The organism is Micromonospora sp. WMMA1976 (assembly GCF_027497335.1).
Taxonomy (GTDB): Bacteria; Actinomycetota; Actinomycetes; order Mycobacteriales; family Micromonosporaceae; genus Micromonospora; species Micromonospora aurantiaca.
Window position 1 is genome coordinate 2,822,349 of sequence record NZ_CP114912.1, and the last position, 21,077, is coordinate 2,843,425.

At 71.7% G+C, this 21,077-nt stretch carries 23 protein-coding genes; 9 read left to right on the forward strand and 14 right to left on the reverse strand.

What is annotated here, in order from left to right; all coding sequences use genetic code 11:
- Positions 1–45 precede the first annotated feature (45 nt).
- From O7546_RS13030 to mshC, 3 genes are all read left to right on the forward strand, one after another.
- Complete coding sequence (locus O7546_RS13030; protein WP_013286077.1) at positions 46–627, forward strand: DUF3090 domain-containing protein; 582 nt, start codon at positions 46–48, stop codon at positions 625–627.
- Positions 624–1,442 carry an SCO1664 family protein gene (locus O7546_RS13035; protein WP_194801608.1) on the forward strand — a complete coding sequence of 273 codons (819 nt, stop codon included), beginning with the start codon at positions 624–626 and terminating at the stop codon, positions 1,440–1,442. Before O7546_RS13030 ends, O7546_RS13035 begins: the two co-directional genes overlap by 4 nt.
- A 67-nt stretch (positions 1,443–1,509) precedes the next feature.
- The gene (gene mshC / locus O7546_RS13040) at positions 1,510–2,748 is read left to right on the forward strand and encodes a cysteine--1-D-myo-inosityl 2-amino-2-deoxy-alpha-D-glucopyranoside ligase (RefSeq protein ID WP_194801607.1); all 1,239 of its coding nucleotides are present in this window, start codon (positions 1,510–1,512) and stop codon (positions 2,746–2,748) included.
- 145 nt (positions 2,749–2,893) lie between these two features.
- Here the strand turns inward: mshC and O7546_RS13045 are convergent, their stop codons facing one another.
- Both O7546_RS13045 and O7546_RS13050 read right to left on the reverse strand, forming a co-directional pair.
- The gene (locus tag O7546_RS13045) at positions 2,894–3,685 is read right to left on the reverse strand and encodes a GntR family transcriptional regulator (protein WP_194801606.1); all 792 of its coding nucleotides are present in this window, start codon (positions 3,683–3,685) and stop codon (positions 2,894–2,896) included.
- A gap of 118 nt (positions 3,686–3,803) precedes the next feature.
- Positions 3,804–4,673 (reverse strand): PAC2 family protein, encoded by an 870-nt coding sequence (locus O7546_RS13050; protein ID WP_030504102.1) that lies wholly within the window; start codon positions 4,671–4,673, stop codon positions 3,804–3,806.
- A gap of 241 nt (positions 4,674–4,914) precedes the next feature.
- Here O7546_RS13050 and metH point away from each other — a divergent pair, with 241 nt between their 5' ends.
- Positions 4,915–8,439 carry a methionine synthase gene (gene metH, locus O7546_RS13055; RefSeq protein WP_281600970.1) on the forward strand — a complete coding sequence of 1,175 codons (3,525 nt, stop codon included), beginning with the start codon at positions 4,915–4,917 and terminating at the stop codon, positions 8,437–8,439.
- Positions 8,440–8,567: 128 nt separating this feature from the next.
- A complete protein-coding gene (locus O7546_RS13060; protein WP_281600971.1) occupies positions 8,568–9,242 on the forward strand; it encodes a hypothetical protein in 675 nt (224 codons plus the stop codon).
- 151 nt (positions 9,243–9,393) lie between these two features.
- Here the strand turns inward: O7546_RS13060 and O7546_RS13065 are convergent, their stop codons facing one another.
- The 3 genes from O7546_RS13065 to O7546_RS13075 form a co-directional block, all read right to left on the reverse strand.
- Positions 9,394–9,795: a hypothetical protein gene (locus tag O7546_RS13065; protein ID WP_194801603.1), complete on the reverse strand. Its 402-nt coding sequence runs from the start codon at positions 9,793–9,795 to the stop codon at positions 9,394–9,396.
- Between the two features lie 79 nt (positions 9,796–9,874).
- Positions 9,875–10,282 carry a hypothetical protein gene (locus O7546_RS13070; protein ID WP_281600972.1) on the reverse strand — a complete coding sequence of 136 codons (408 nt, stop codon included), beginning with the start codon at positions 10,280–10,282 and terminating at the stop codon, positions 9,875–9,877.
- A 211-nt stretch (positions 10,283–10,493) separates the two neighbouring features.
- Positions 10,494–10,895, reverse strand: a complete 402-nt coding sequence (locus O7546_RS13075) for a hypothetical protein (RefSeq protein ID WP_194801601.1) — start codon at positions 10,893–10,895, stop codon at positions 10,494–10,496.
- A 201-nt stretch (positions 10,896–11,096) separates the two neighbouring features.
- Here O7546_RS13075 and O7546_RS13080 point away from each other — a divergent pair, with 201 nt between their 5' ends.
- Positions 11,097–11,501: a hypothetical protein gene (locus tag O7546_RS13080; protein WP_281600973.1), complete on the forward strand. Its 405-nt coding sequence runs from the start codon at positions 11,097–11,099 to the stop codon at positions 11,499–11,501.
- Between the two features lie 280 nt (positions 11,502–11,781).
- On the opposite strand, the gene O7546_RS13085 is transcribed toward O7546_RS13080, so the two are convergent.
- From O7546_RS13085 to O7546_RS13110, 6 genes are all read right to left on the reverse strand, one after another.
- A complete protein-coding gene (locus O7546_RS13085; RefSeq protein WP_194801599.1) occupies positions 11,782–12,474 on the reverse strand; it encodes a DUF6069 family protein in 693 nt (230 codons plus the stop codon).
- Positions 12,474–13,472 (reverse strand): RNA polymerase subunit sigma-70, encoded by a 999-nt coding sequence (locus O7546_RS13090; RefSeq protein ID WP_194801598.1) that lies wholly within the window; start codon positions 13,470–13,472, stop codon positions 12,474–12,476. Before O7546_RS13090 ends, O7546_RS13085 begins: the two co-directional genes overlap by 1 nt.
- Before the next feature lie 76 nt (positions 13,473–13,548).
- Complete coding sequence (locus tag O7546_RS13095; protein ID WP_348651255.1) at positions 13,549–14,193, reverse strand: permease-like cell division protein FtsX; 645 nt, start codon at positions 14,191–14,193, stop codon at positions 13,549–13,551.
- Positions 14,194–14,338: 145 nt separating this feature from the next.
- Entirely contained in the window at positions 14,339–14,674 is a 336-nt protein-coding gene (locus O7546_RS13100; protein ID WP_116510707.1) for a YnfA family protein, read from the reverse strand.
- Between the two features lie 3 nt (positions 14,675–14,677).
- Positions 14,678–14,935 carry a MerR family DNA-binding transcriptional regulator gene (locus tag O7546_RS13105; RefSeq protein WP_228532396.1) on the reverse strand — a complete coding sequence of 86 codons (258 nt, stop codon included), beginning with the start codon at positions 14,933–14,935 and terminating at the stop codon, positions 14,678–14,680.
- Entirely contained in the window at positions 14,935–15,264 is a 330-nt protein-coding gene (locus tag O7546_RS13110) for a hypothetical protein (RefSeq protein WP_194801595.1), read from the reverse strand. Before O7546_RS13110 ends, O7546_RS13105 begins: the two co-directional genes overlap by 1 nt.
- Positions 15,265–15,650: 386 nt before the next feature.
- Between O7546_RS13110 and O7546_RS13115 the strand changes: the two genes are divergently transcribed.
- On the forward strand, positions 15,651–15,830 hold the full coding sequence (locus tag O7546_RS13115; RefSeq protein ID WP_194801594.1) for a hypothetical protein: 180 nt from the start codon (positions 15,651–15,653) through the stop codon (positions 15,828–15,830).
- 9 nt (positions 15,831–15,839) lie between these two features.
- Here the strand turns inward: O7546_RS13115 and O7546_RS13120 are convergent, their stop codons facing one another.
- Complete coding sequence (locus O7546_RS13120) at positions 15,840–16,088, reverse strand: hypothetical protein (protein WP_194801593.1); 249 nt, start codon at positions 16,086–16,088, stop codon at positions 15,840–15,842.
- Positions 16,089–16,191: 103 nt separating this feature from the next.
- Between O7546_RS13120 and O7546_RS13125 the strand changes: the two genes are divergently transcribed.
- Both O7546_RS13125 and O7546_RS13130 read left to right on the forward strand, forming a co-directional pair.
- Entirely contained in the window at positions 16,192–16,932 is a 741-nt protein-coding gene (locus tag O7546_RS13125) for a neutral zinc metallopeptidase (protein WP_194801789.1), read from the forward strand.
- A gap of 115 nt (positions 16,933–17,047) precedes the next feature.
- The gene (locus tag O7546_RS13130; protein ID WP_194801592.1) at positions 17,048–17,686 is read left to right on the forward strand and encodes an HAD family phosphatase; all 639 of its coding nucleotides are present in this window, start codon (positions 17,048–17,050) and stop codon (positions 17,684–17,686) included.
- Positions 17,687–17,731: 45 nt separating this feature from the next.
- Here the strand turns inward: O7546_RS13130 and O7546_RS13135 are convergent, their stop codons facing one another.
- Both O7546_RS13135 and O7546_RS13140 read right to left on the reverse strand, forming a co-directional pair.
- Positions 17,732–20,281: an ABC transporter permease gene (locus tag O7546_RS13135; protein ID WP_194801591.1), complete on the reverse strand. Its 2,550-nt coding sequence runs from the start codon at positions 20,279–20,281 to the stop codon at positions 17,732–17,734.
- Complete coding sequence (locus O7546_RS13140) at positions 20,281–21,045, reverse strand: ABC transporter ATP-binding protein (protein ID WP_281600974.1); 765 nt, start codon at positions 21,043–21,045, stop codon at positions 20,281–20,283. The genes O7546_RS13135 and O7546_RS13140 overlap by 1 nt, the downstream gene beginning before the upstream one ends.
- Positions 21,046–21,077 lie beyond the last annotated feature (32 nt).

Consider the following 21,077-nt stretch of genomic DNA (forward strand, 5'->3'; position numbering starts at 1 on the left):
CGGTGGGCTGCGCAGTGCTTCCGGACGCCGGATAGGGTCGTGGGTATGACGCACCAGGTGCACGCCTTCGAGCCGCCGGAGCGGTTCGTCGCCGGTACGGTCGGCCCGCCGGGGGAGCGCACGTTCTTCCTCCAGGCGCGCGGCGGCGGCCGGCTGGTCAGCGTGTCGCTGGAGAAGGTCCAGGTGTCGTTGCTCGCCGAGAAGCTGGAAGAGCTGCTCGCCGAGGCGCAGCGCCGCTTCGGCGTGAAGCTGCCGGAGCCGGTCACGACCGTGACCGGCGACAACGAGCCGCTCGATACGCCCGTGGACGAGGAGTTCCGGGTCGGCACGCTGGGCCTGGCCTTCGACGTGGACACCGCCACCGTGGTGATCGAGGCGATCGCCGTCGGTGAGGCGGAGGTCGAGGTCGAGCTGGGCGACGCGGACGACGACGCCGACGAGGACCCGGACGAGCCGGACGACGACCTCGACCGCCTGCGGGTGCGGCTGACCCCGGAGGCGACCCGCGAGTTCATCGAGCGCGCCAAGCGCGTGGTGAACGCCGGCCGGCCCCCCTGCCCGCTGTGCGGCCAGCCGCTCGACCCGGCCGGTCACCTCTGCCCCCGGCACAACGGCTATCACCGGTGACCTCGTCGGAACTGCAGCCCCGACAGGACGGCGCCGAGGCGCTGCGGCTGCTCGCCGACGGTGAGCTGACCCTCCAGGGGCGGCTCGTCGACGCCTCCAACGCGACACTGCGCGGCGTCATCGCGCTCGGCGAGGTGACCGCGCACTGCGTCTACAAGCCGGTACGCGGCGAGCGCCCGCTCTGGGACTTCCCGGACGGCACACTCGCCGGCCGGGAGGTGTCCGCCTACCTGGTGTCCCGGGCCACCGGCTGGGACCTGGTGCCCCCGACGGTGCTGCGCGACGGCCCGTTCGGTCCCGGCTCGTGCCAGCTCTGGATCGACGAGCCGGACGACGCCGAGCCGCTCGTCGGGTTCGTGCCGGCGCGGGAGATCCCGCCGCGCTGGTTCCCGGTCGCCGCGGCGCGCGACGACGACGGGGCGGCGTACGCGCTGGCGCACGCCGACGACCCCCGCCTGGCCCGGCTCGTCGTGCTCGACGCGATCATCAACAACGCCGACCGCAAGGGCGGGCACGTGCTCGTCGGCCCGGACGACCGGATCTACGGCGTCGACCACGGCGTGAGCTTCCACGTCGAGGAGAAGCTGCGTACGGTGCTGTGGGGCTGGGCCGGCCGGGAGCTGCCGCCGGACGCGGTGGAGATGCTCGACGGCCTGGCCGGGCAGCTGCGCGGGCCGCTCGGCGAGGAACTGGCCGAGCACCTGACCATCGGTGAGCTGGCCGCGCTGGCGGAACGGGTCGAGCGGCTGGGCGAGAGCGGCCGGTTCCCGCTGCCGCCGCAGGAGTGGCCGGCGATGCCCTGGCCGCCGATGTGAGCCGCTGTCGCGTTGATCACCCGTAGGGCGGCACCCGAGCGTCTGACGGATCGTTAGGCTGGCGGTCATGGAGTCTTGGGCGGGACATGACGTGCCACGGCTGCCCGGCGAGGGCGTGTCGCTGAGGTTGTACGACTCGGCGCGGCAGGGCGCCCATCCCAGCCGGCCCGAGGGCGCGGCCTCGATGTACGTCTGCGGCATCACCCCGTACGACGCGACGCACCTCGGGCACGCCGCCACCATGATCACGTTCGACCTGGTGCAGCGGATGTGGCGTGACGCCGGCCTCGACGTGCGGTACGTGCAGAACGTCACCGACATCGACGACCCGCTGCTGGAGCGCGCCGAGCGCGACGGCGAGGACTGGAAGGTCCTGGCCATGCGGGAGACCGCGCTGTTCCGCGAGGACATGGAGGCGCTGCGGATGATCCCGCCGGCGCACTACGTCGGCGCCGTCGAGTCGATCCCGGACATCGCCGAGAAGGTGCTGGTGCTGCTCAAGGACGGCGCGGCGTACCGGCTCGACGACGGCACCGGGGACGTCTACTTCGACATCTCCGCCGCGCCCCGGTTCGGCTACGAGTCCAACCTGTCCCGCGAGCAGATGATCGAGCTGTTCGCCGAGCGCGGCGGCGACCCGGAGCGCGCCGGCAAGCGCGACCCGCTCGACCCGCTGCTGTGGCGCGGCGCCCGCGAGGGCGAGCCGTCCTGGCCCGGCGGCGAACTGGGCGCGGGCCGTCCCGGCTGGCACATCGAGTGCACGGTCATCGCGCTGAACCTGCTCGGCGACCGGATCGACGTGCAGGGCGGCGGCAACGACCTGATCTTCCCGCACCACGAGTGCTCCGCCGCGCACGCCGAGCGGCTGACCGGCGAGGCGCCGTTCGCCGACCACTACGTGCACGCCGGCATGATCGGCCTGGACGGCGAGAAGATGTCGAAGTCCCAGGGCAACCTGGTCTTCGTGTCCCGGCTGCGGGCCGACAAGGTCGACCCGATGGCGGTCCGGCTGGCGCTGATGAGCGGGCACTACCGTAGCGACCGCTCCTGGACCGACGAGCTGCTCACGGAGGCGCAGGAGCGGCTGGGCCGCTGGCGGCGGGCCGCCGCCGCGCCGGCCGGGCCGTCGGGGGCGGCGTTGCTGGCCGAGGTACGCGAGCGCCTGGCCGACGACCTGGACACGCCCGGTGCCCTCGCGGCAGCCGACCGCTGGGCCGAAGGAGCCCTGAACGTTGCGGCCGACGACCCGGACGCCCCGGCCCTCTTCCGAGACACGGTGGACGCCCTCCTCGGCATCGCCCTCTAGCCCCGCCCTTTCGTCGCGCCCTCCCGCCCCCTCACGCCGTCCGATCTCAGTCGCTCTCGGCGATCATGCAGTTGTGGCCCCGATGGTGTCGTTAATGTTCCCTTTGTCGGGGCGGAAAGTGCAAGATCGCGGGGAACCCGGCGGGTCAGCCCAGGACCAGGCCGGGGTCGGGGTCCTGGTCGGGAGCGGGGGCGGGGATCTTGTACTCCTCGGTCAGCGTGGTCATCGGGCCCGGCCAGGTGGCCTGCGCGACCTCGATCGGCTTGTGCCGCTCGTCGTACGCGACGTGCAACAGGTGCAGCACCGGCGTGTCCGGGCGGATCTGGAGGATCTCCGCCTCCTCCCGGCTGGGCTGGCGGGCGCTGATCGTGTCGGTGGCGGTGACGTACCGCCGGCCGGTGACCTCCTCGGCCTCCTGGTAGAGCGGGCGCCCGAACGCCTCGGCCCGCTCCAGTGACGTGCCGGCGGTGTCGGCGGGCAGGAACCACGACGCGCCGACCTCGACCGGGGAGTCGTCGGTGCGTACCAGGTGCCGGCGGCAGAGCAGCTCGGTGCCGTCGGTGACGCCGAACGCGTCGGCCACCTCCGCCGGGGCGGGGGAGCGGCCGACCGAGACGAGCTGCTGGCGGTACCGGGCGGCCAGGTCGGTGTGGTAGCCGCGGAAGCCGCCGTACCGGCCCCGGGACAGGCGGTTGAGGCGGCGCCGGGTGCCCCGGACGTACGTACCGGAGCCGGGTTTGGTGATCAGGATGCCCTCGACCCGCAGCTGGTCGACGGCGCGCTGCACGGTCTGCTTCGCGACGCCGAACATCTCGGCGATGGCCGGGATGGACGGCAGCCGCTCGCCCGGACCCCAGTCGCCGCGGCGCACTTGGGCCTTGAGCTGCGCGGCGATCTGCCGGTGCGGGAACTCGGCCGCGCCCGGGTTGATCTGCATGCCGGACCTCCTCAGAACAGCTAGGTTCCTAGGATGCCCTAGAGGGTGTGACGGCGCCACCCCGGACACGAAGAAGCCGGGCCCCGATCCGAGGCCCGGCTTCAGCGAAGCGGGAGAACTACCAGGAACCCGCTGTCGGTCCGGCGGAACCGCCGCGGCGACGCAGGTACTTCTCGAACTCCTGGGCGATCTCGTCCCCGGTCAACGGGGTGATGCCGGCGTCGCCGACCCGTTCCTCCAGTTCACGGACGTACTCACCGAGTTCGGCGTCCTGCTCGGCGGCGCTGCGCACCCGCTGCTCCCACTCGGCTGCCTCCTCGGCCAGGTCGGCCATCGGCACCGGCAGGTCGAGCACCTCCTCGACCCGGTGCAGCAGCGCGAGGGTGGCCTTCGGACAGGGCGGGTTGTTGGCGTAGTGCGGCACGTGCACCCAGAACGACACCGCGTCGACCTCGGCCCGGGTGCACGCGTCGTGCAGCACACCGACGATGCCGGTCGGCCCGTCGTACCGGGTGGGGGTGAGCTGGTAGCGCTTGGCCGCGTCGGCGTCCGACGCGCTGCCGCTGATCGGCAGCGGCCGGGTGTACGGCACGTCGGCCAGCAACGCGCCGAGCAGCACCACCCGCTCGACCTCCAGGCTGTGGCAGATCTCCAGCACCTGCTCGCAGAACGTCCGCCAGCGCATGCTCGGCTCGATGCCGCGGATCAGCACCACGTCCCGCTCGGTGCCCTCCGGACTGGCCACCATGAACCGCGTGGTGGGCCACTCGACGCGCCGGGTCTCTCCGTCGGCCATGGTGATCGTCGGCCGGCTCACCTGGAAGTCGTAGAAGTCCTCCGGGTCCAGCTCGGTCACCTGCCGGGCCTGCCAGACCTGCTCCAGGTGTTCCACGGCGGCGGTGGAGGCGTCGGCGGCGTCGTTCCAGCCCTCGAAGGCCGCGATGGCGACCGGCGAGCGCAGCACCGGCAGCCCGTCGAACTCGGTCACGCCGTCACCTCACCCTGCTCGTCGGGCGCGGCGCCGCCCCGTCGCACTGTCGCACCCCTGTTGTCCTTCACGTCCGTCAGCCTACGTGCCCCCGCGAGGGCCGGCCCGTCGGCCGCGCCGGTCGCCGGGCCGGACCACCCGGGCGAACCGGCGGAAAGGGGTACGACGGCCCGGTGGGCAGAATGTGGGATGGCCCGGTTCGGGTGACTCTGCCGTACTCGGGCGCACTACCCTGGAGCATGTGTCTATCTCGTTGCGTGACCTGCTGGCGGATCGGATCCTGATCGCGGACGGCGCGATGGGGACGATGCTCCAGGCGGCCGATCTCACCCTCGACGACTTCGACGGCCTCGAAGGCTGCAACGAGATCCTGAACGTGACCCGGCCGGACGTGGTCCGCGGCGTGCACGACGCCTACCTGGCCGCCGGCGCGGACTGCGTGGAGACCAACACGTTCGGCGCGAACCTGCCCAACCTCGCCGAGTACGGCATCCCCGGCCGCATCCGGGAGCTGTCCGAGGCGGGCGCGCGGATCGCGCGGGAGGCAGCCGACGCGTACGCGACGCCGGAGCACCCCCGGTTCGTGCTCGGCTCGATGGGCCCGGGCACCAAGCTGCCCACACTCGGGCACGCGAGCTACGCCTCGCTGCGCGACGCGTACCAGGAGAACGCCGCCGGCCTGATCGCCGGCGGGGCGGATGCGCTGATCATCGAGACCTGCCAGGACCTGCTCCAGGTCAAGGCGGCGGTGGTCGGGTCGAAGCGGGCGCGAGCCGAGGCCGGCCGGGACGTGCCGATCATCTGCCAGGTCGCCGTGGAGACCACCGGCACCATGCTGCTTGGGAGTGAGATCGGCGCCGCGCTGACCGCGATCGAGCCGCTCGGCGTCGACCTGATCGGGCTGAACTGCTCCACCGGCCCGGCGGAGATGGGCGAGCACCTGCGCTACCTGGCGCAGCACTCGCGTATCCCGATCTCGGTGATGCCGAACGCGGGCCTGCCGGTGCTGACCGCCGACGGGGCGTACTTCCCGCTCAGCCCGGACGAGCTGGCCGACGCGCTGGAGCAGTTCGTCACCGACTACGGCGTGGCCCTGATCGGCGGCTGCTGCGGCACCACCCCGGAGCACATCCGGGTGCTGGTGGAGCGGCTGGGCGGGCGGGCGCCGGTGGCGCGGGAGCCGAAGCCGGAGGCCGGGGTCTCCTCGATCTACCACCACGTGCCGTTCGCCCAGGACGCCAGCATCCTGATGGTGGGGGAGCGGACCAACGCCAACGGTTCGAAGGCGTTCCGCGAGTCGATGCTCGCCGGTGACTGGCAGGCCTGCGTGGAGGTCGCCCGCAGCCAGGCCCGCGACGGCTCGCACCTGCTCGACCTCTGCGTCGACTACGTCGGCCGCGACGGTACGCAGGACATGCGGGAGCTGGCCGGCCGGTTCGCCACCGCCTCGACGCTGCCGATCGTGCTGGACTCCACCGAACCGGCGGTGATCGAGGCCGGGCTGGAGATGCTCGGCGGCCGGTGCGTGGTCAACTCGGTGAACTTCGAGGACGGCGACGGCCCCGAGTCCCGCTACGCGCGCATCATGCCGGTGGTCCGGGAGCACGGCGCCGCCGTGGTGGCGCTGCTCATCGACGAGGAGGGCCAGGCCCGCACCCGCGAGTGGAAGGTACGGGTGGCCTGCCGGCTGATCGACGACCTGACCGGCCGGTGGGGCATGCGCCGGGAGGACATCCTCATCGACGCGCTGACGTTCCCGATCGCCACCGGGCAGGAGGAGACCCGCCGCGACGGCATCGAGACGATCGAGGCGATCCGGGAGATCGCCGCGCGCTACCCGGGCGTCAACTTCACCGCGGGCATCTCCAACGTGTCGTTCGGCCTCAACCCGGCGGCCCGGCAGGTGCTCAACTCGGTGTTCCTGCACGAGTGCGCCCAGGCCGGGCTGACCTCGGCGATCGTGCACGCCAGCAAGATCCTGCCGATGTCGCGGATCCCGGACGAGCAGCGTGAGGTGGCGCTCGACCTGGTCTACGACCGGCGTCGTGAGGGATACGACCCGGTGCAGCGGTTCATCGAGGCGTTCGAGGGCGTGGACGCCGCGTCGGCGCGCGCCACCCGGGCCGAGGAACTGGCCGGGCTGCCGCTGGACGAGCGGCTCAAGCGACGGATCATCGACGGCGAGCGCAACGGCCTGGAGGCCGACCTGGACACCGCGATGGCGCAGGGGCGTACGCCGCTGTCCATCATCAACGACCTGCTGCTGGACGGCATGAAGGTGGTCGGCGAGCTGTTCGGCTCCGGCCAGATGCAGCTGCCGTTCGTGCTCCAGTCCGCCGAGGTGATGAAGACCGCGGTGGCCTACCTGGAGCCGCACATGGAGAAGACCGATTCCGAAGACGCTGCCGGCAAGGGCAAGATTGTCCTCGCCACGGTGAAGGGCGACGTGCACGACATCGGCAAGAACCTGGTCGACATCATCCTGTCCAACAACGGCTACGACGTGGTGAACATCGGCATCAAGCAGCCGATCAACGCGATCCTCGACGCGGCCGAGGAGCACCGGGCCGACGCGATCGGCATGTCCGGCCTGCTGGTCAAGAGCACAGTCATCATGAAGGAGAACCTGGCCGAGATGGCCTCCCGGGGCGTGGCGGAGCGCTGGCCGGTGCTGCTCGGCGGCGCGGCGCTGACCCGCGCGTACGTGGAGGACGACCTGCGGTCGATCTACCCGGGCCAGGTGCACTACGCCCGCGACGCGTTCGAGGGGCTGTCCCTGATGGATCGCGTGATGGCGGCCAAGCGCGGCGGCGCGCCCGTGATCGACCCGGAGCGGGAGGCGGCACTGGCGGCCCGCCGGGAGCGCCGCGAGCGGCAGCGCACGCAGGTCCGCGAGGCGCTGCCCGGACTGGACGACGCGTCGGTCCGCTCCGATGTGGCGGTGGACGTGTCCGTGCCGATGCCGCCGTTCTTCGGTACCCGCGTCGTCAAGGGCGTACCGCTGGCCGACTACGCGGCGCTGCTCGACGAGCGTGCCACGTTCCTGGGGCAGTGGGGGCTGCGCGGCGCACGCGGCGGCAAGGGCCCGTCCTACGAGGAACTGGTCGAGACCGAGGGCCGGCCCCGGCTGCGGTACTGGCTGGACCGCCTGATCTCCGACCAGGTGCTGGAGGCGGCCGTGGTGTACGGCTACTTCCCGGCGTACTCCGAGGGCAACGATCTGGTGGTGCTGGACGAGAACGGGCACAGCGAGCGGGCCCGCTTCTCGTTCCCGCGGCAGCGGCAGGAGCGGCGGCTGTGCCTGGCCGACTTCTTCCGGCCCAAGGGCGACCAGCTCGACGTGGTGGCGTTGCAGCTGGTCACCGTCGGGCAGCCGATCAGCGAGTACACGGCGAAGATGTTCGCCGGCAACGAGTACCGCGACTACCTGGAGGTCCACGGCCTGTCCGTGCAGCTCACCGAGGCCCTCGCGGAGTACTGGCACCGGCGGATCCGGGCCGAGCTGGTGCTGCCGGGCGGCGGCACCGTGGCCGACGAGGACCCGGCCGACCTGGCGGGTCTGCTGCGCACCGACTACCGGGGCTGCCGGTACGCGTTCGGCTATCCGGCCTGCCCGGACCTCGAGGACCGGGCGAAGATCGTGGAGCTGCTGGGCGCCGAGCGGATCGGGGTGCAGTTGTCCGAGGAGTTCCAGTTGGTGCCGGAGCAGGCCACCGACGCGATCGTGGTGCACCACCCGGAGGCGAACTACTTCAACGCCAAGTGACGCCGTTGTGTGGGCGGCTACGTGCTCTCTGCGGCTTGTGATGATGCCTCACAATCCAGGCCATGACGTGGTGGCGGCGGGTGGAGTGCCCGGTACGGCCGGTCGAACAGGACTGGATCGAACGGTCGATGGACTGGTTCGTGGCGCAGTTCGGCACGGACCGGCTGCACGGCGAGGTTGTGCTGCCGACCGACGACTATTTCCCCGGCGTCTACCGGGGCACCCGCGACGACGTCCGATCAGTGCTGAACCGGCTCTGCACTCACATGGGCATCGACCCCGACCGAGTGGAACTCGAGCACGACGCGGCCGACGACAACCCGGAGTTGTCCGCGCACGTCCCGATCCACGCGCAGTCGAGGAACGCGGCCGGGCATCACCGCATCCGCGATGGCCGTTCCGTCATCGGGATCCGCGACGATCAGGCGGCTCGTCCGATGGCGCTGGTGGCGACCATCGCTCACGAGTTGGGCCATGTCCTGCTGCTGGGTGACGGCCGGATCTCGGCGCAGCAGCGGGATCAGGAAGCACTCACGGACCTGTTGACCGTGTTCTTCGGCCTTGGCATCTTCAGCGCCAACGCCGCGTTCGAGTACTCGCGAGAAGCCCGGGGTGACTACGTCTACGCCCGTACCAACCAGCTCGGCTATCTGACCGAGCCCATGTACGGCTACGCGTTGGCCCGGTACGGGTGGCTGCGCGGCGAGGCGGACCCGGGATGGGCGAGGTACGTCGACACCAATCCGCGCAGCTTCCTCAAACGCGGCCTGCGCTACCTCGCCCACATGGACCGAACCGGGTAACGGCGGCGTCCTCATTCGCCGCTGACCGCGCGTCGTCCGGCCCTGAACGGCCGTACGCGTCGAGCGGCCACGTTCGCGGCACCTGCTGGTCCGCCACCGGCCGCATCGTCGGAGACACCAATTCCGGCTGTGAGGACCACAACGCCGGCCGTCACGTGTCGTAGAGCCCATCCCACGGCTCGTGGAATCCGAGGCGATCCGGATACAGCTCGACCCAGTCGACGTGGCTGCCGTCGCCCGCCCGGTCGCCGGACTCGTCGACCAGACCGAAGACGACGCCGTCCTGACGGGTCTGGAACAGTCGTACGGCGATGTCGCCGTACGACTTGCCGGGCAGGCTCGCGAGCAGCACGTCGAGTGCCTCACTGAGCGCGGCTCGATGCGGAACCCGCGTGATGGTCGAGTCCCGGTACGTCCCGTCGTGGTCGAAGCGGTGCACGTACGCGTGGTGGTCCCACGCCGAGGCGAGGAACAACCCGTCGTCGTAGCGGCCGATCGTGTCCGTCCGGTGGCCGGGCTCGTGCGCGATGGGAATCAGCCGGGGTACGGGCACTCGATCAAGCTACCGTGCGAGCGCGGGGCGCCCGCCGCGACGGCGGACGCCCCGAAGCGTCGATGTGCCGGCCAGCCGATCAGGGCCTCTTCAAGGTCCGTACGATCTGGCATTTGTCGGTGCAGAGGGAGATCACGACCCAGGTGATCCCGCCTACCGGCCCCTCCTGCGTGAAATTGAAGTCCGTGCGATTCTCGCCGTAGCCCGATGCGGTCCGGGTCTGCGTGGAGAGGAGAACTGCACTGTCGAGCTTCTCTCCCTGGCGGAATTCGAACACGGCTGTCGTGCTGCCGGGGGTGTGGTCCGAGACATAGCCTTGCAAGCCGACCGAGCGGTTGTACCAGGTAACGCCGCCTTCCGTCAGGCCCCCGGAAACGCTGGCGCTGAAGGGCGTCACGGGATAGGCGTATGCAGGCGAGGGTGCCCAGCCGACGGCTGACACGAGGGCGGCGATGATGAGTGGGAGAACGAGCCGTCGGCTTCTCATGATGTCCTCCTTGGACCTGGGGGTGCCGCCGGTGTGCACAGCGGGCGCAGTGCGCAGACGCATTCAACCAGAGCAATAGATGCCGGTGTGGCCCCTCCGCACCGATCGGACGACTCGTTGATCTGCGGCACCCGCCTGTCGGTCGGGTAGCCACTGACGAGCGCGGGGCGCCCGCCGGAATGGCGGACGCCCCGAGGCGTGAACGTGTCGGTCAGCCGATCAGCGTGACCGAGTAGTCGTACGTCGTCCCGGTCACCGAGTACGTCGCGGTCTGCCCGTTCTCGCAGTACGACACGAAGCTGCTCGGCGTCCGCTGCGCTCCGGCCACCGCGTCGACCACCGGCCGGACATCGGACCCGACGGGCAGCGCGGTGGTGGTGAGATCGATCGTCCGCGACTGGTTGATCGGGTAGGTGTCGGTGTTCGCCGTCTCCAGACCGTTGCTCGCCTGAACACTGAAGGACATCACGAAGGCGGCGTTGTTCACCACGGCGATGCGCTGCACGCAGGGTTCGGCCTGCGCGCTGGCCGTGGAGGCCGTGGCCAGTGCCGATCCACCGGCGGCGAGCGTCCCTACGAGTGCGGCTCCGACGAGCCTGGCGCGGAAGGTCATGGTGTCACCTCTCGGTCGTACGTGGCGCCGGGCGCCGACTGGCGGCGCCCGGCGTATGGTCCGTATCGAAGTGCCCGAGTGTCTTGGATCGAACCCTGCAGATCGCACGAAATTCTCCGGGACGGGCCCACAGCTTCCGATCCGTCAGAATGAGGGATCGATCCCGACGGCGTGCGAGCGTCCCGGCGCGAGGAGTCCGAAGTGGTGAACTCCGCCCTCTCCGTAGTCGTCCACACGGTCGGAGCCGGCCCGCCACCGATGGCGGACTCGGATCTCGACCCTGGTGCGACGTACTACACCTTCGTCGTCCTGTCCGGCATGTACTTCGCCCCGGTTGTCATGTCCGGGCTCGGGTTTCTCTGCGCCGCGGGCATCGGACCCAGCCGCCGGATCGGTACGGCTGCCGCGATCGTGATCGTCCTGTTCTACGTGTTGTCGTTGCTCGGCAGTGCCTTCACCTGGCCGGAACTGGAGCACCAGGGAAAACCGAGTGAGACGCTGTGGCTGATCGTGATCGGCTGCGGCGGCTTCCTGGTGTTGCCCTGGCTCGTCGCGTTCGGCGGCACCAGGGTGGCCCTGCGCCGTCGCGGAGCCACGGCCGAGTAGCCGGATGGTCCGCCCGACCACGGGTACACGTCAAGGGTGCAGCTACCCGCGGTCGCCCTTCCTGGGCCATGTGGCCAGCGCCGCCAGGACGGCGCACGGGAGCAGACAGCCCAACACGCCGCACAGCGCGACGACGGGCATCCAGAACAGACCCTCCACGGGTGGGGATGGTAGGCGTTCGATCGGAGCCGTCGCGTGGTGGGAGGCTCGCGGACCACCGTGCCTCCGGCCGGAGGCAGCAGGTGCCCCGTAGCCGCGATTCGCCGCCGGAGGCGGAGCGTCAGCCGATCCTCGCGCGCAGGCCCCACGTCAGGGCGGGGATCATCACCGCCGCCGCGACCAGGTGCAGCCCGACCAGCCCGATCGTCGTGGCGGCGTCGCCTCCGGCGATAAGCGGCGGGACCATCGACAGCGCGGTCAGCGCCACCGCCGTCCACACGAACCGCCGCGCGGGGTAGGCGCTGAACCGCAGCAGGACGGCGGCGATGACGACGCCCATGAGCGAGAAGAATCCGGTCACCACGGCGAACCCGCCCAACGGGATCGTCTCGCCGCCGCCGTCGGGGATCTCGAAGTCCACACCGGCGGCCCGGGCGAGCGCCGCCGCGAGCGTGGTGACCACCGCCGCCGCGAGCGTGGCGACCAGACCGGTGACGGCGAGCCGCCGGAAGCCGTGCGCACGGCGAGAGACGACGCCGGTGTCGGTGCTGCTGATCATGTCGTTCCTCCGAACGTCTTCATGAGGGGTGAGGATCCGTACCGTCGCGGTGCGACGGCCGGGATTGCGCAGCGCGCGTACCCCGGTGCCGCGCAGCCAGAAGCCGGCGTCGCGGCCGAGGACCGGCCCGGGGCTGCCGTCGCGCAGCTCCAGCTGCACCCGGCCGCGCGTCACCACGCCGTACGCGTGACGCCACTGGGCCGCGACCACCGGAACGCGCGCGCCGCCGGGCAGCGCGAGCGTCCGCGCGGGCACTACGGCGTACGGTCGGCGGGCAGGCGCTCGGGCAGCCCGAGCCGCGGGAACCGGTCGGCGTGGAACGTGACGATCTCGGTGATCGCCCCGCCGGTGACGCGCAGGGCGTCGACGGTGAGCGGCAGGTACGCGCCGACGCCGTCCTGCCAGAGGTAGAACGCGACGGCGGGCTGCCGGTTCACGGCGGTGGGCACTGCTCGCAGGCTGCCCAGGCTCTCGAAGCCGTCCGCGATCCAGTCGCTCACCACCGCGTCGCGGCCGATCTGCAGCCCCGGGGTGGGCGGCATCGAGCAGCGCACGTCGTCGCGCAGCATGGCGGCGAGCGCGCCGACGTCCTTGGCGACGGCGGCGTCGGTGAAGCGGCGTACCAGCTCGCGGGTCCGGGTGTCCGTGTCGTCGCCGGTCCAGTCCTGCCGCTGGGCGGGCAGGTGTTCCCGCATGCCCGCGCGGGCGCGCTGCAACGCGCTGTTCACCGAGTTGACCGAGTCGCCGAGCAGCTCCGCGACGTCCTTGGCGGGCCAGCCGAGCACGTCCCGCAGGATCAGCACGGCGCGCGGGCGCGGCGCCAGGTGCTGCACCGCGACCAGGTACGCCAGCTCGATCGTCTCCCGCGCGACAGCGACCGTCTCCGGCTCGTCCGCGCCGGCGGCGGGCAGCTCATCGAGCAGCCGGTCCGGGTACGGCTGGAGCCACCGCACCTCACCGCCGGTCGCCGGCTCGGGCCGGCACTTGGCGAGCAGGTCCAGGCAGGCGTTCGTGGCGATCCGGTACAGCCAGGCCCGGAACGTCGACCGGCCCGCGAACGTCTCCCGCCGCCGCCAGGCGCGCAGGAACGTCTCCTGGACGGTGTCCTCGGCGTCCTCGAACGACCCGAGCATCCGGTAGCAGTGCACGTGCAGCTCCCGCCGATGCCGCTGTGCCAGCCCGGTGAACGCCGGTTCGTCGAACCCGGCCAGATCGCGTACGCCCGGCTCTGCCGGCCGCGTGTCCGCACCCATCACGTCATCCTTCCGCTTGTCGTGTCCCGTCGTACGTGTGACGGGCACGGGCGCGGAAACTCATCACCGTGACGGCTCAGAGCACCGCCGTCGGCACGAGGAGCACGTCCTCGACCCCGTCCATGCGTGCGATCTCGGGCGGGTTGATCCCGCCCTGGTGCGCGAGGGGCAGCTTCAGCCGCAGCGATGGGCGGGTCATGTCCGTCTCCAGCCGGCCGGCGAGGTCACCCTTGCCCCGGCACTGCTCGCGCAGGCGGTCGTAGGCGGCGTCGCGGTCCTCGAACCGGACCGACTCGGCCTTGGGCAGCGCCCGGACCGTCTCCTCCACTGTGGCCCGCTGCTTCTCGGTGATCGACGGTTCCAGCCGTACGATCATGCCGATCGCGGAGGGCAGCGGATCGGCGGCCGCAGCGGTGAGGACGGACGACGCGACACCGTCGACGGCGACCATCGTCAACTCGGCCGCCTCGGCGACCGACGGGTCGGTGAGGGTGGTGCGCAACGACTCCGGCATGGTCGTCGGGTCGACCTGCGCCGCCAGGTCCGGTGAGTCCTTCCGGAGCTGGTCGTAAGCCTGCTCGCGGGTCCGGCGGGTCACGTCCCCGGCGCTCGGTGTCCCGCGCAGGATCTGCTCCGCCGTCGCCTTCTGCTCCGCCGTCGCGTCGTGGTCCAGCAGGACGGTCAGGGTGGTGGCGCCGCCTCCTCGGGCTCGGACGCGCAGGCGGGCAGGGCGACCAGAAGCACTGGTGCGAGAAGCAGGGCGAAACGACGCATGAGGGGGAATCGTAGGCCGCCGGCGATCCTCGCGCCGCCCCGAAAACGCGCCGGTACGCCCGCACGGCCGTCCCGCACCGAGGCGTGCGGCGTCAGCCCGTGCGCGGGGCGTACATGATGACCGCGACGCCGACCAGGCAGATGGCCGCGCCGACGAGGTCGTAGCGGTCGGGCCGGAACTTGTCGACGACCATGCCCCAGGCGAGCGACCCGGCGACGAAGACGCCGCCGTAGGCGGCGAGGATGCGGCCGAAGTTCGCGTCCGGCTGGAACGTGGCCACGAACCCGTAGGCGCCGAGCGCGATCACCCCGGCGGCGATCCAGAGCAGCCCGCGGTTCTCCCGCCAGCCCTGCCACACCAGCCAGGCGCCGCCGATCTCGGCGAGCGCGGCGAGCAGGAACAGCAGGATGGACCGCACGACCGTCATGCGTCAGACCGTAGCGACACCGGGCCGGGGACCGGCCGGGCGGCCCGGTCGGCGGGCCCGGCGAACGGCAGGGGGCAGCAGGCGTTGCGCGGCCTTCACCACCCGCAGCAGGGTGACCGTCTCGGCCGGGTAGAGGCGATGCCCGCCCGGCGACCGCCGGGGCGCGGGCAGCAGCCCGCGCCGTTCGTAGCAGCGCAGCGTCTGCACGTTGACCCCGGCTGCGTCGGCGAGCCGGCCGCTGCGCAGCTCCGGCTCGCCCATCACCGGCCCCGCGCGGCCGTGGCCCGCAGGGCCAGGGCATCGAGTACGGCGACACGGGTCGCCGGAACGCGGATGTCGAGCGTCAGCGTGTCGCCGTCCGGGCGGACGAGATCGAAGGTGAAGAAGGAGCAGCATGCCGACTCGCGGGCGATCAGGTCCCGGGCGAGCGCTTCGGCACTGCCGTCGAGGTGCAGCCGCAGATGCCCGGCGGCCGGCCGGTCGGCGCCGCGCAGCGCGTCGTGGAACAGCCCGTCGAACTCGGCCAGCCGCAGCGGCCGTTCGGTGGTCGGCAGCGTGCAGGTGTCGGGCACCCAGGAATCGTCGGTCACCTCTCGACGGTAAGCCCGTACCGGGGTACCGGATGCAAGCCCGTCACCCGGAAGAAGCACGCGTTGTATGGTCGCGCCACGCGTACGCCGGATGCCTGCTGATGAGCCGCCCTGGTGATCGCCGTGGCCGCGGTCCGCGAGGGCCGCGACGCCTGGCGCGGCGACACCTGCTGCGCCACCTGCGGCCCGGGCGGCCCGCAGGCGTGATCACCGGCCGCGACCTGCGGCGACGTCGGGAATACGGCTGTGCGCGACGGCCCGGCGGGCTACCGTCACCGGAGTACGGGCCGGCGTGGGTCAGGCGCGCCGCGTCCACGCCCCCGCCGTCGGCGTTGACGTGGCGGAAACGCCCGCAGACGAGCATGGGTACGACGAAAGGGGCGGACATGACCGACGAGGTGACGTCGCAGGTCCCGCCGGAACCGGCTCCCGTGCTGCCCCGACCCGCCGGCACGGGACCGGTCGGACCGCCGAGCAGCCTGGACCTGTGGGCGCGTGCCCAGGTGCTGCACCGCTGCTTCGGCGACGACGACGGCGAGCCGCACATCATGCGCGGCCTGGACTGACCGCGCCGGTCAGCGCACCGTCACGCCGGCCCGCGCCGGCACCTCCCACCAGGACGCGAGGTCGGGGACCGGCTCGGCGCGGGCCGTGTACTCCTCCAACCGCCGCCGCTGCTCCACGCTCGGCGCCGGTGAGACGGTGGCGCCCACGCCGACCAGCGGCGTACCGGTTGCCGCCGACGGTGAGCAGCATCGTGCCGACGATCGTTGCCCGGCCGCGACCTGCCCGGCGGGCGCGCCGACAGTACCGTTCCCGCGCACGGTGAACGATTCCCGGCGGCGGTGCGTGAGAGCCGGTGAGCATCACCGGCGGCCGCCGGGGGTACTGCTGCGGGACACGGGAACGAACAGCCGGGAGGTCATGGTGGGGGACAGGGCGGGACGTCAGGGGCGCGGCCCGGTCGCCGGACTGGTGGTGGCCGCGCTGGTGGCGGCCGGTTGCATGGCCGGCGGCTACGACCAGGGCGAGCCGCAGCAGCCCGCACCCCCGCGCAGCGCGCAGCCCGAGTCGCAGACCACCCGCGCGGACGGCACGACGAGCGTGGCCGAGTTCAAGCAGGACATCCAGGACGCGGTCCGGCTGGCCGAACGCTACTGGGCGGAGCAGTTCCGCGCCTCGGGTCAGCGATTCACCCCGATCCGGCGGGTGGTGGCCTACAGCCGCGAGGGCGAGGTGGCCTGCGCCGGGCAGGGCCTGCCGCGCAACAACGCGGTCTACTGCTCGGCCGGCGACTTCATCGCCTACGACGTGAACTGGTCGGTGGCGGCGTTCCGGCAGATCGGCGACGCGTTCCTGTTCTACCTGCTCGGCCACGAGTACGCCCACGGCATGCAGGTGCGGCTGGGCATCCGCTACAACTTCACCATCCAGCAGGAGCTGCAGGCCGACTGCATGGCCGGGGCGTACCTCGGGGACAGCGTGCGGTCCGGGGCGCTGGAGCTGGAGGACGGTGACCTGGAGGAGTTCCGGGAAGGGCTGCTGGCGGTCGGCGACGACCCGGACCAGCCCTGGTTCGCCGAGGGCTCGCACGGCACCGCCGAGCAGCGCAGCGAATCGTTCTTCCGGGGGTACGAGAAGTCGCTCGGCGCCTGCGGCCTCCGGTGATGCCGCGGGTCACCCCGATCGGGGACGGTGACTGGCGCACCGGACGCGGCTGGCAGGATCGGCGGGGTACGCGTACCGAAGGAGGCCCCCGCTGAGCAGCAAGCACCCCGCCGCCGTGCTCTTCGACATGGACGGCACCCTGGTCGACAGCGAGAAACTGTGGGACGTCGCGTTGCAGGAACTGGCCGCCGTGTACGGCGGTGTCCTGTCCGATGACGCCCGCCGCGCGATCGTCGGCACCGGGATGGCCGACGCGATGCGGATCGTGCACGACGACCTGGGCCAGCCGGAGCGGGACGTGCAGGAAAGCGCCGACTGGATCAGCGCCCGGATCCTGGAGCTGTTCCGCACCGGGCTGCAGTGGCGCCCCGGCGCGCTGGCGCTGCTGCGGGCGGTACGCGACGCCGGCATCCCCACCGCGCTGGTCACCTCCAGCGGCCGGTCCCTGGTCGAGGTGGCCCTGGACACGTTGGGCCGGGACAGCTTCGACGCGGTGGTCTGCGGCGACGAGGTGGACTCGGCGAAGCCGCACCCGGAGCCGTACCTGACCGCCGCGCGTCTGCTGGGCGTGCCGGTCGAACGGTGCGTGGCGATCGAGGACTCACCGACCGGGGTGGCGAGTGCGCTCGCCGCCGGGGCGGCGGTGCTGGCCGTACCGGCCGAGGTGCCGCTCGCGCCCGCCGACGGCGTACACCAGATGGAGAGCCTGCTCGGGGCGGACCTGGAGTTGCTCGCGGCCCTGCTCAACCGATAGCGGAAAGGGGCCCCTCTCGACGAGAGGGGCCCCTTTTCCGGTGTGTCAGTCGTGGGCGATGGCGCCCAGGACGTTGATCCGCGCGGCGCGGATCGCCGGCAGCACCGCGGCGACCACGCCGATGATCGCGGCCAGGATCAGGAACGTCACCATCTGACCCCACGGCAGGACCAGGTCGCTGATGCCCTCGTCCTTGAGCGCCTCGACCACCGCCGCCCCGAGACCCGTGCCGACCACCACGCCGAGCAGCGCGCCGAAGATGGAGATCACCACCGCCTCGACCGTGATCATGCGCATGGTCTGGGCGCGGCGCAGGCCGATCGCCCGCAGCAGACCCAGCTCCCGGGTCCGCTCCAGCACCGACAGCGCGAGCGTGTTGATGATGCCCAGCACCGCGATCACGATGGCCAGCGCCAGCAGGATCTGGATCATCTGGAGCAGGGAGTCCAGCTGACCGGTCTGCTGCTCGATGAACCCGGCCCGGTCGGCCACCGACACCTCGGGGCTGTCCGCCAGCAGCCGCTCGATCTGCGGCTGCACCGCGTCCACCGACGTGCCGGGGGCGAGCTGCAGGAACCCCTGGATCGGCTGCGGGATGGCGAAGTCCGCGGCGGCCTGCGGCGGCAGCGTCACCGGGTTGGTCAGCTGCGAGCTCTCGTAGATGCCGCTGACCGTGTACGTGCGGGCGTCGCCGCGGGACAGCTGCACCGGCACCGTCGAACCGACGCTGAGGTTGCGTGCCTTCGCCGTGTCCGAGCTGACCAGCATCTGGTCCGGTGCCAGCTTGCCGATGTCACCGGCGGTGGCCTTCGCCCCGAAGATCTGCTGCAGCGCGGCCACGTTGCTCGACACGGCCACCCAGGTCCGCTCGCCGCCGACCACTGCCATGTCGCCGTACTCGCCGTCGACCATCTGGACGCCCGGGATCGCGGCGGCCTTCTCCAGCACCGCCGGGTCGAAGCTCGCCGGACGCGGCCCGGACGTGGACCCGGAGATCACCAGCTCCGCCTTGATGGTGTCCTCGGCCAGCTTGCCGATGCTGCCCTTGGCCGAGTCCAGGATCACCGTCACGCCGGTGACCAGGGCGATGCCCACCATCAGCGCGGCCGCAGTGATCGCGGTACGGCGCGGGTTGCGGCCCGAGTTGAGCCGGCCCAGCTTGCCCGGCACCGACCAGGAGAACATCGCGCCGAGCAGCGAGACCACCGGCCGGCTGATGATCGGCGTCAGCAGCGCCACCCCGATGAACGCGAACAGCACGCCGCCGAGGATGGTCGCCAGGGTGCTGTCGCCGGCGTGCCCGCCGAGACCGAGGAACAGCAGCACCGCGCCGATGCCGGTCACCACGGCGCCGCCGATGGTGACCTTCGTCAGCGGCCGGTCCGGCGTGGCGACGTCCTGCATCGCGGCGATCGGCGGGATGCGCGAGGCACGCAGCGCCGGCAGCAGCGCGGCGATCACCGTGATCAGCATGCCGACCGCGAACGCGCCGATCACCGCCGAGGCCGGCACGCCCAGCCCGGCCAGGGTCAGACCTCCGGCGAGCTGACCGAACAGGTACGCCAGCAGCGCGCCCACACCGATGCCGGCGGCGAGCCCCAGCACCGAGGCGATCAGGCCGACAGCGAGCGCCTCCAGCACCACCGAGCCGATGACCTGCTTGCCGCTGGCCCCGATCGCGCGCATCAGGGCCAGCTCACGGGTCCGCTGGGCCACGATGATCGAGAACGTGTTGAGGATCAGGAACGTGCCGACCAGCAGCGCCACCGCGGCGAACCCGAGGAGGATCTTGTTGAAGAACGACAACCCCTCCTTGAGGCCGGCCGACGCGTCGGCGGCGAGCTGCTCGCCGGTCTTGACCTGGTAGTCGGCGCCGAGCGTGCGGGCCACCTCGTCGCGCAGCGCGGCCGGCGTGGTGCCGTCGGCGGCCTGGACGCTGACGTTGCTGAACACGTCCGGCTTGCCCAGCATCAGCTGCTGCGCCACCGGAGTGGTGAAGTAGACCTCGTTGGCGCCACCGATCGAGTCCCGGCCGCCGCTGTAGCCGAACACGCCGACGAGCGTGAACTCCTTCTTCGGTGCGAGGGTCAGCACGCCGACCCGGTCGCCGACCTTGACCTTGCCCGCCTCGGCCAGCGCTGTGTTGATCACGATCTCGTCGTCGGCCTGCGGCGCGCGGCCCTCGCGGATCTCCACCAGGTCGCTCTCACCGAGCCAGTTCTGGCCCAGCTGCGGCGGACCGAACGAGGTGACCACCTTGCCGTTGCTGCCGATCATGCGGGCGCCGTCGGCGGCGACCACGCCCTTGGCGTCGGCGACGCCGGGCACCGCCTTGATCCGGTCGAGCACCGACGCCGGCATCGGGGTGCTCAGCGGCATGCCCTCCGCGGTGGAGACGTCGATCTTCGGCTTCGCCTCGACGCTGACGTCGACCTCGGCGTACGCGTCGGCGAAGACCGCGTCGAAGGACCGCCCGAGCGTGTCGGTGAGCACGAACGCGCCGGAGACGAACATGACGCCGAGCACCACCGCCAGGCCGGACAGCAGCAGGCGCAGCTTGCGCGCCAGCAGGCTCTTGAGCGTTGCCCGCAGCATCAGTTGCCCACCTCGACCGGGGCGTCCAGCTTCTTCATCGTGTCCAGCACCGTCTCGGCGGTCGGCTCGATCAGCTCCGAGACGATCTGCCCGTCGGCGAGGAACACGACGCGGTCGGCGTACGCGGCGGCGGTCGGGTCGTGCGTGACCATCACGATGGTCTGGCCGTGCTCGCGTACCGAGTTGCGCAGGAACTTCAGCACCTCGGCGCCGGAGCGGGAGTCCAGGTTGCCGGTCGGCTCGTCCGCGAAGATCACTTCGGGGCGGGCGACGAGCGCCCGGGCGCACGCCACGCGCTGCTGCTGGCCGCCGGAGAGCTGCGCCGGGCGGTGCCCGAGCCGCTCCCGCAGGCCGACCGTGTCGATCACCGTGTCGTACCAGGCCGGGTCGGGCTTGCGCCCGGCGATCGACAGCGGCAGCAGGATGTTCTCCTGCGCGGTGAGCGTGGGCAGCAGGTTGAACTGCTGGAAGATGAAGCCGACCTTGTCCCGGCGCAGCTTCGTCAGACCCGCGTCGTTGAGACCGGTCACCGTCGTGTCGCCGATCATCACGGTGCCCTTGGTCACCGTGTCCAGACCGGCGAGGCAGTGCATCAGCGTGGACTTACCCGAGCCGGACGGGCCCATGATCGCGGTGAACCGGCCGCGTTCGAACTCGGCGCTCACCCCCCGCAGCGCGATGACCTGAGCCTCACCGCTGCCGTACACCTTCCACACGTCGTTCGCCCGGGCCGCGGCCTGCTCTCGGCCTACCGTCGCGGTCACGTCATCTACCTCTTCCGTCTGTCGTTCTCATG

What these genes read in the sequence shown, in the direction of transcription:
- O7546_RS13030 (WP_013286077.1), top strand. Translation starts at nt 46, where the DNA reads ATGACGCACCAGGTGCACGCCTTCGAGCCGCCGGAGCGGTTCGTCGCC.
- mshC (WP_194801607.1), top strand. Translation starts at nt 1,510, where the DNA reads ATGGAGTCTTGGGCGGGACATGACGTGCCACGGCTGCCCGGCGAGGGC.
- O7546_RS13045 (WP_194801606.1), bottom strand. Translation starts at nt 3,685, where the DNA reads ATGCAGATCAACCCGGGCGCGGCCGAGTTCCCGCACCGGCAGATCGCC.
- O7546_RS13060 (WP_281600971.1), top strand. Translation starts at nt 8,568, where the DNA reads ATGGACTGGTTCGTGGCGCAGTTCGGCACGGACCGGCTGCACGGCGAG.
- O7546_RS13070 (WP_281600972.1), bottom strand. Translation starts at nt 10,282, where the DNA reads ATGAGAAGCCGACGGCTCGTTCTCCCACTCATCATCGCCGCCCTCGTG.
- O7546_RS13075 (WP_194801601.1), bottom strand. Translation starts at nt 10,895, where the DNA reads ATGACCTTCCGCGCCAGGCTCGTCGGAGCCGCACTCGTAGGGACGCTC.
- O7546_RS13090 (WP_194801598.1), bottom strand. Translation starts at nt 13,472, where the DNA reads ATGGGTGCGGACACGCGGCCGGCAGAGCCGGGCGTACGCGATCTGGCC.
- O7546_RS13100 (WP_116510707.1), bottom strand. Translation starts at nt 14,674, where the DNA reads ATGACGGTCGTGCGGTCCATCCTGCTGTTCCTGCTCGCCGCGCTCGCC.
- O7546_RS13105 (WP_228532396.1), bottom strand. Translation starts at nt 14,935, where the DNA reads ATGGGCGAGCCGGAGCTGCGCAGCGGCCGGCTCGCCGACGCAGCCGGG.
- O7546_RS13115 (WP_194801594.1), top strand. Translation starts at nt 15,651, where the DNA reads ATGACCGACGAGGTGACGTCGCAGGTCCCGCCGGAACCGGCTCCCGTG.
- O7546_RS13135 (WP_194801591.1), bottom strand. Translation starts at nt 20,281, where the DNA reads ATGCTGCGGGCAACGCTCAAGAGCCTGCTGGCGCGCAAGCTGCGCCTG.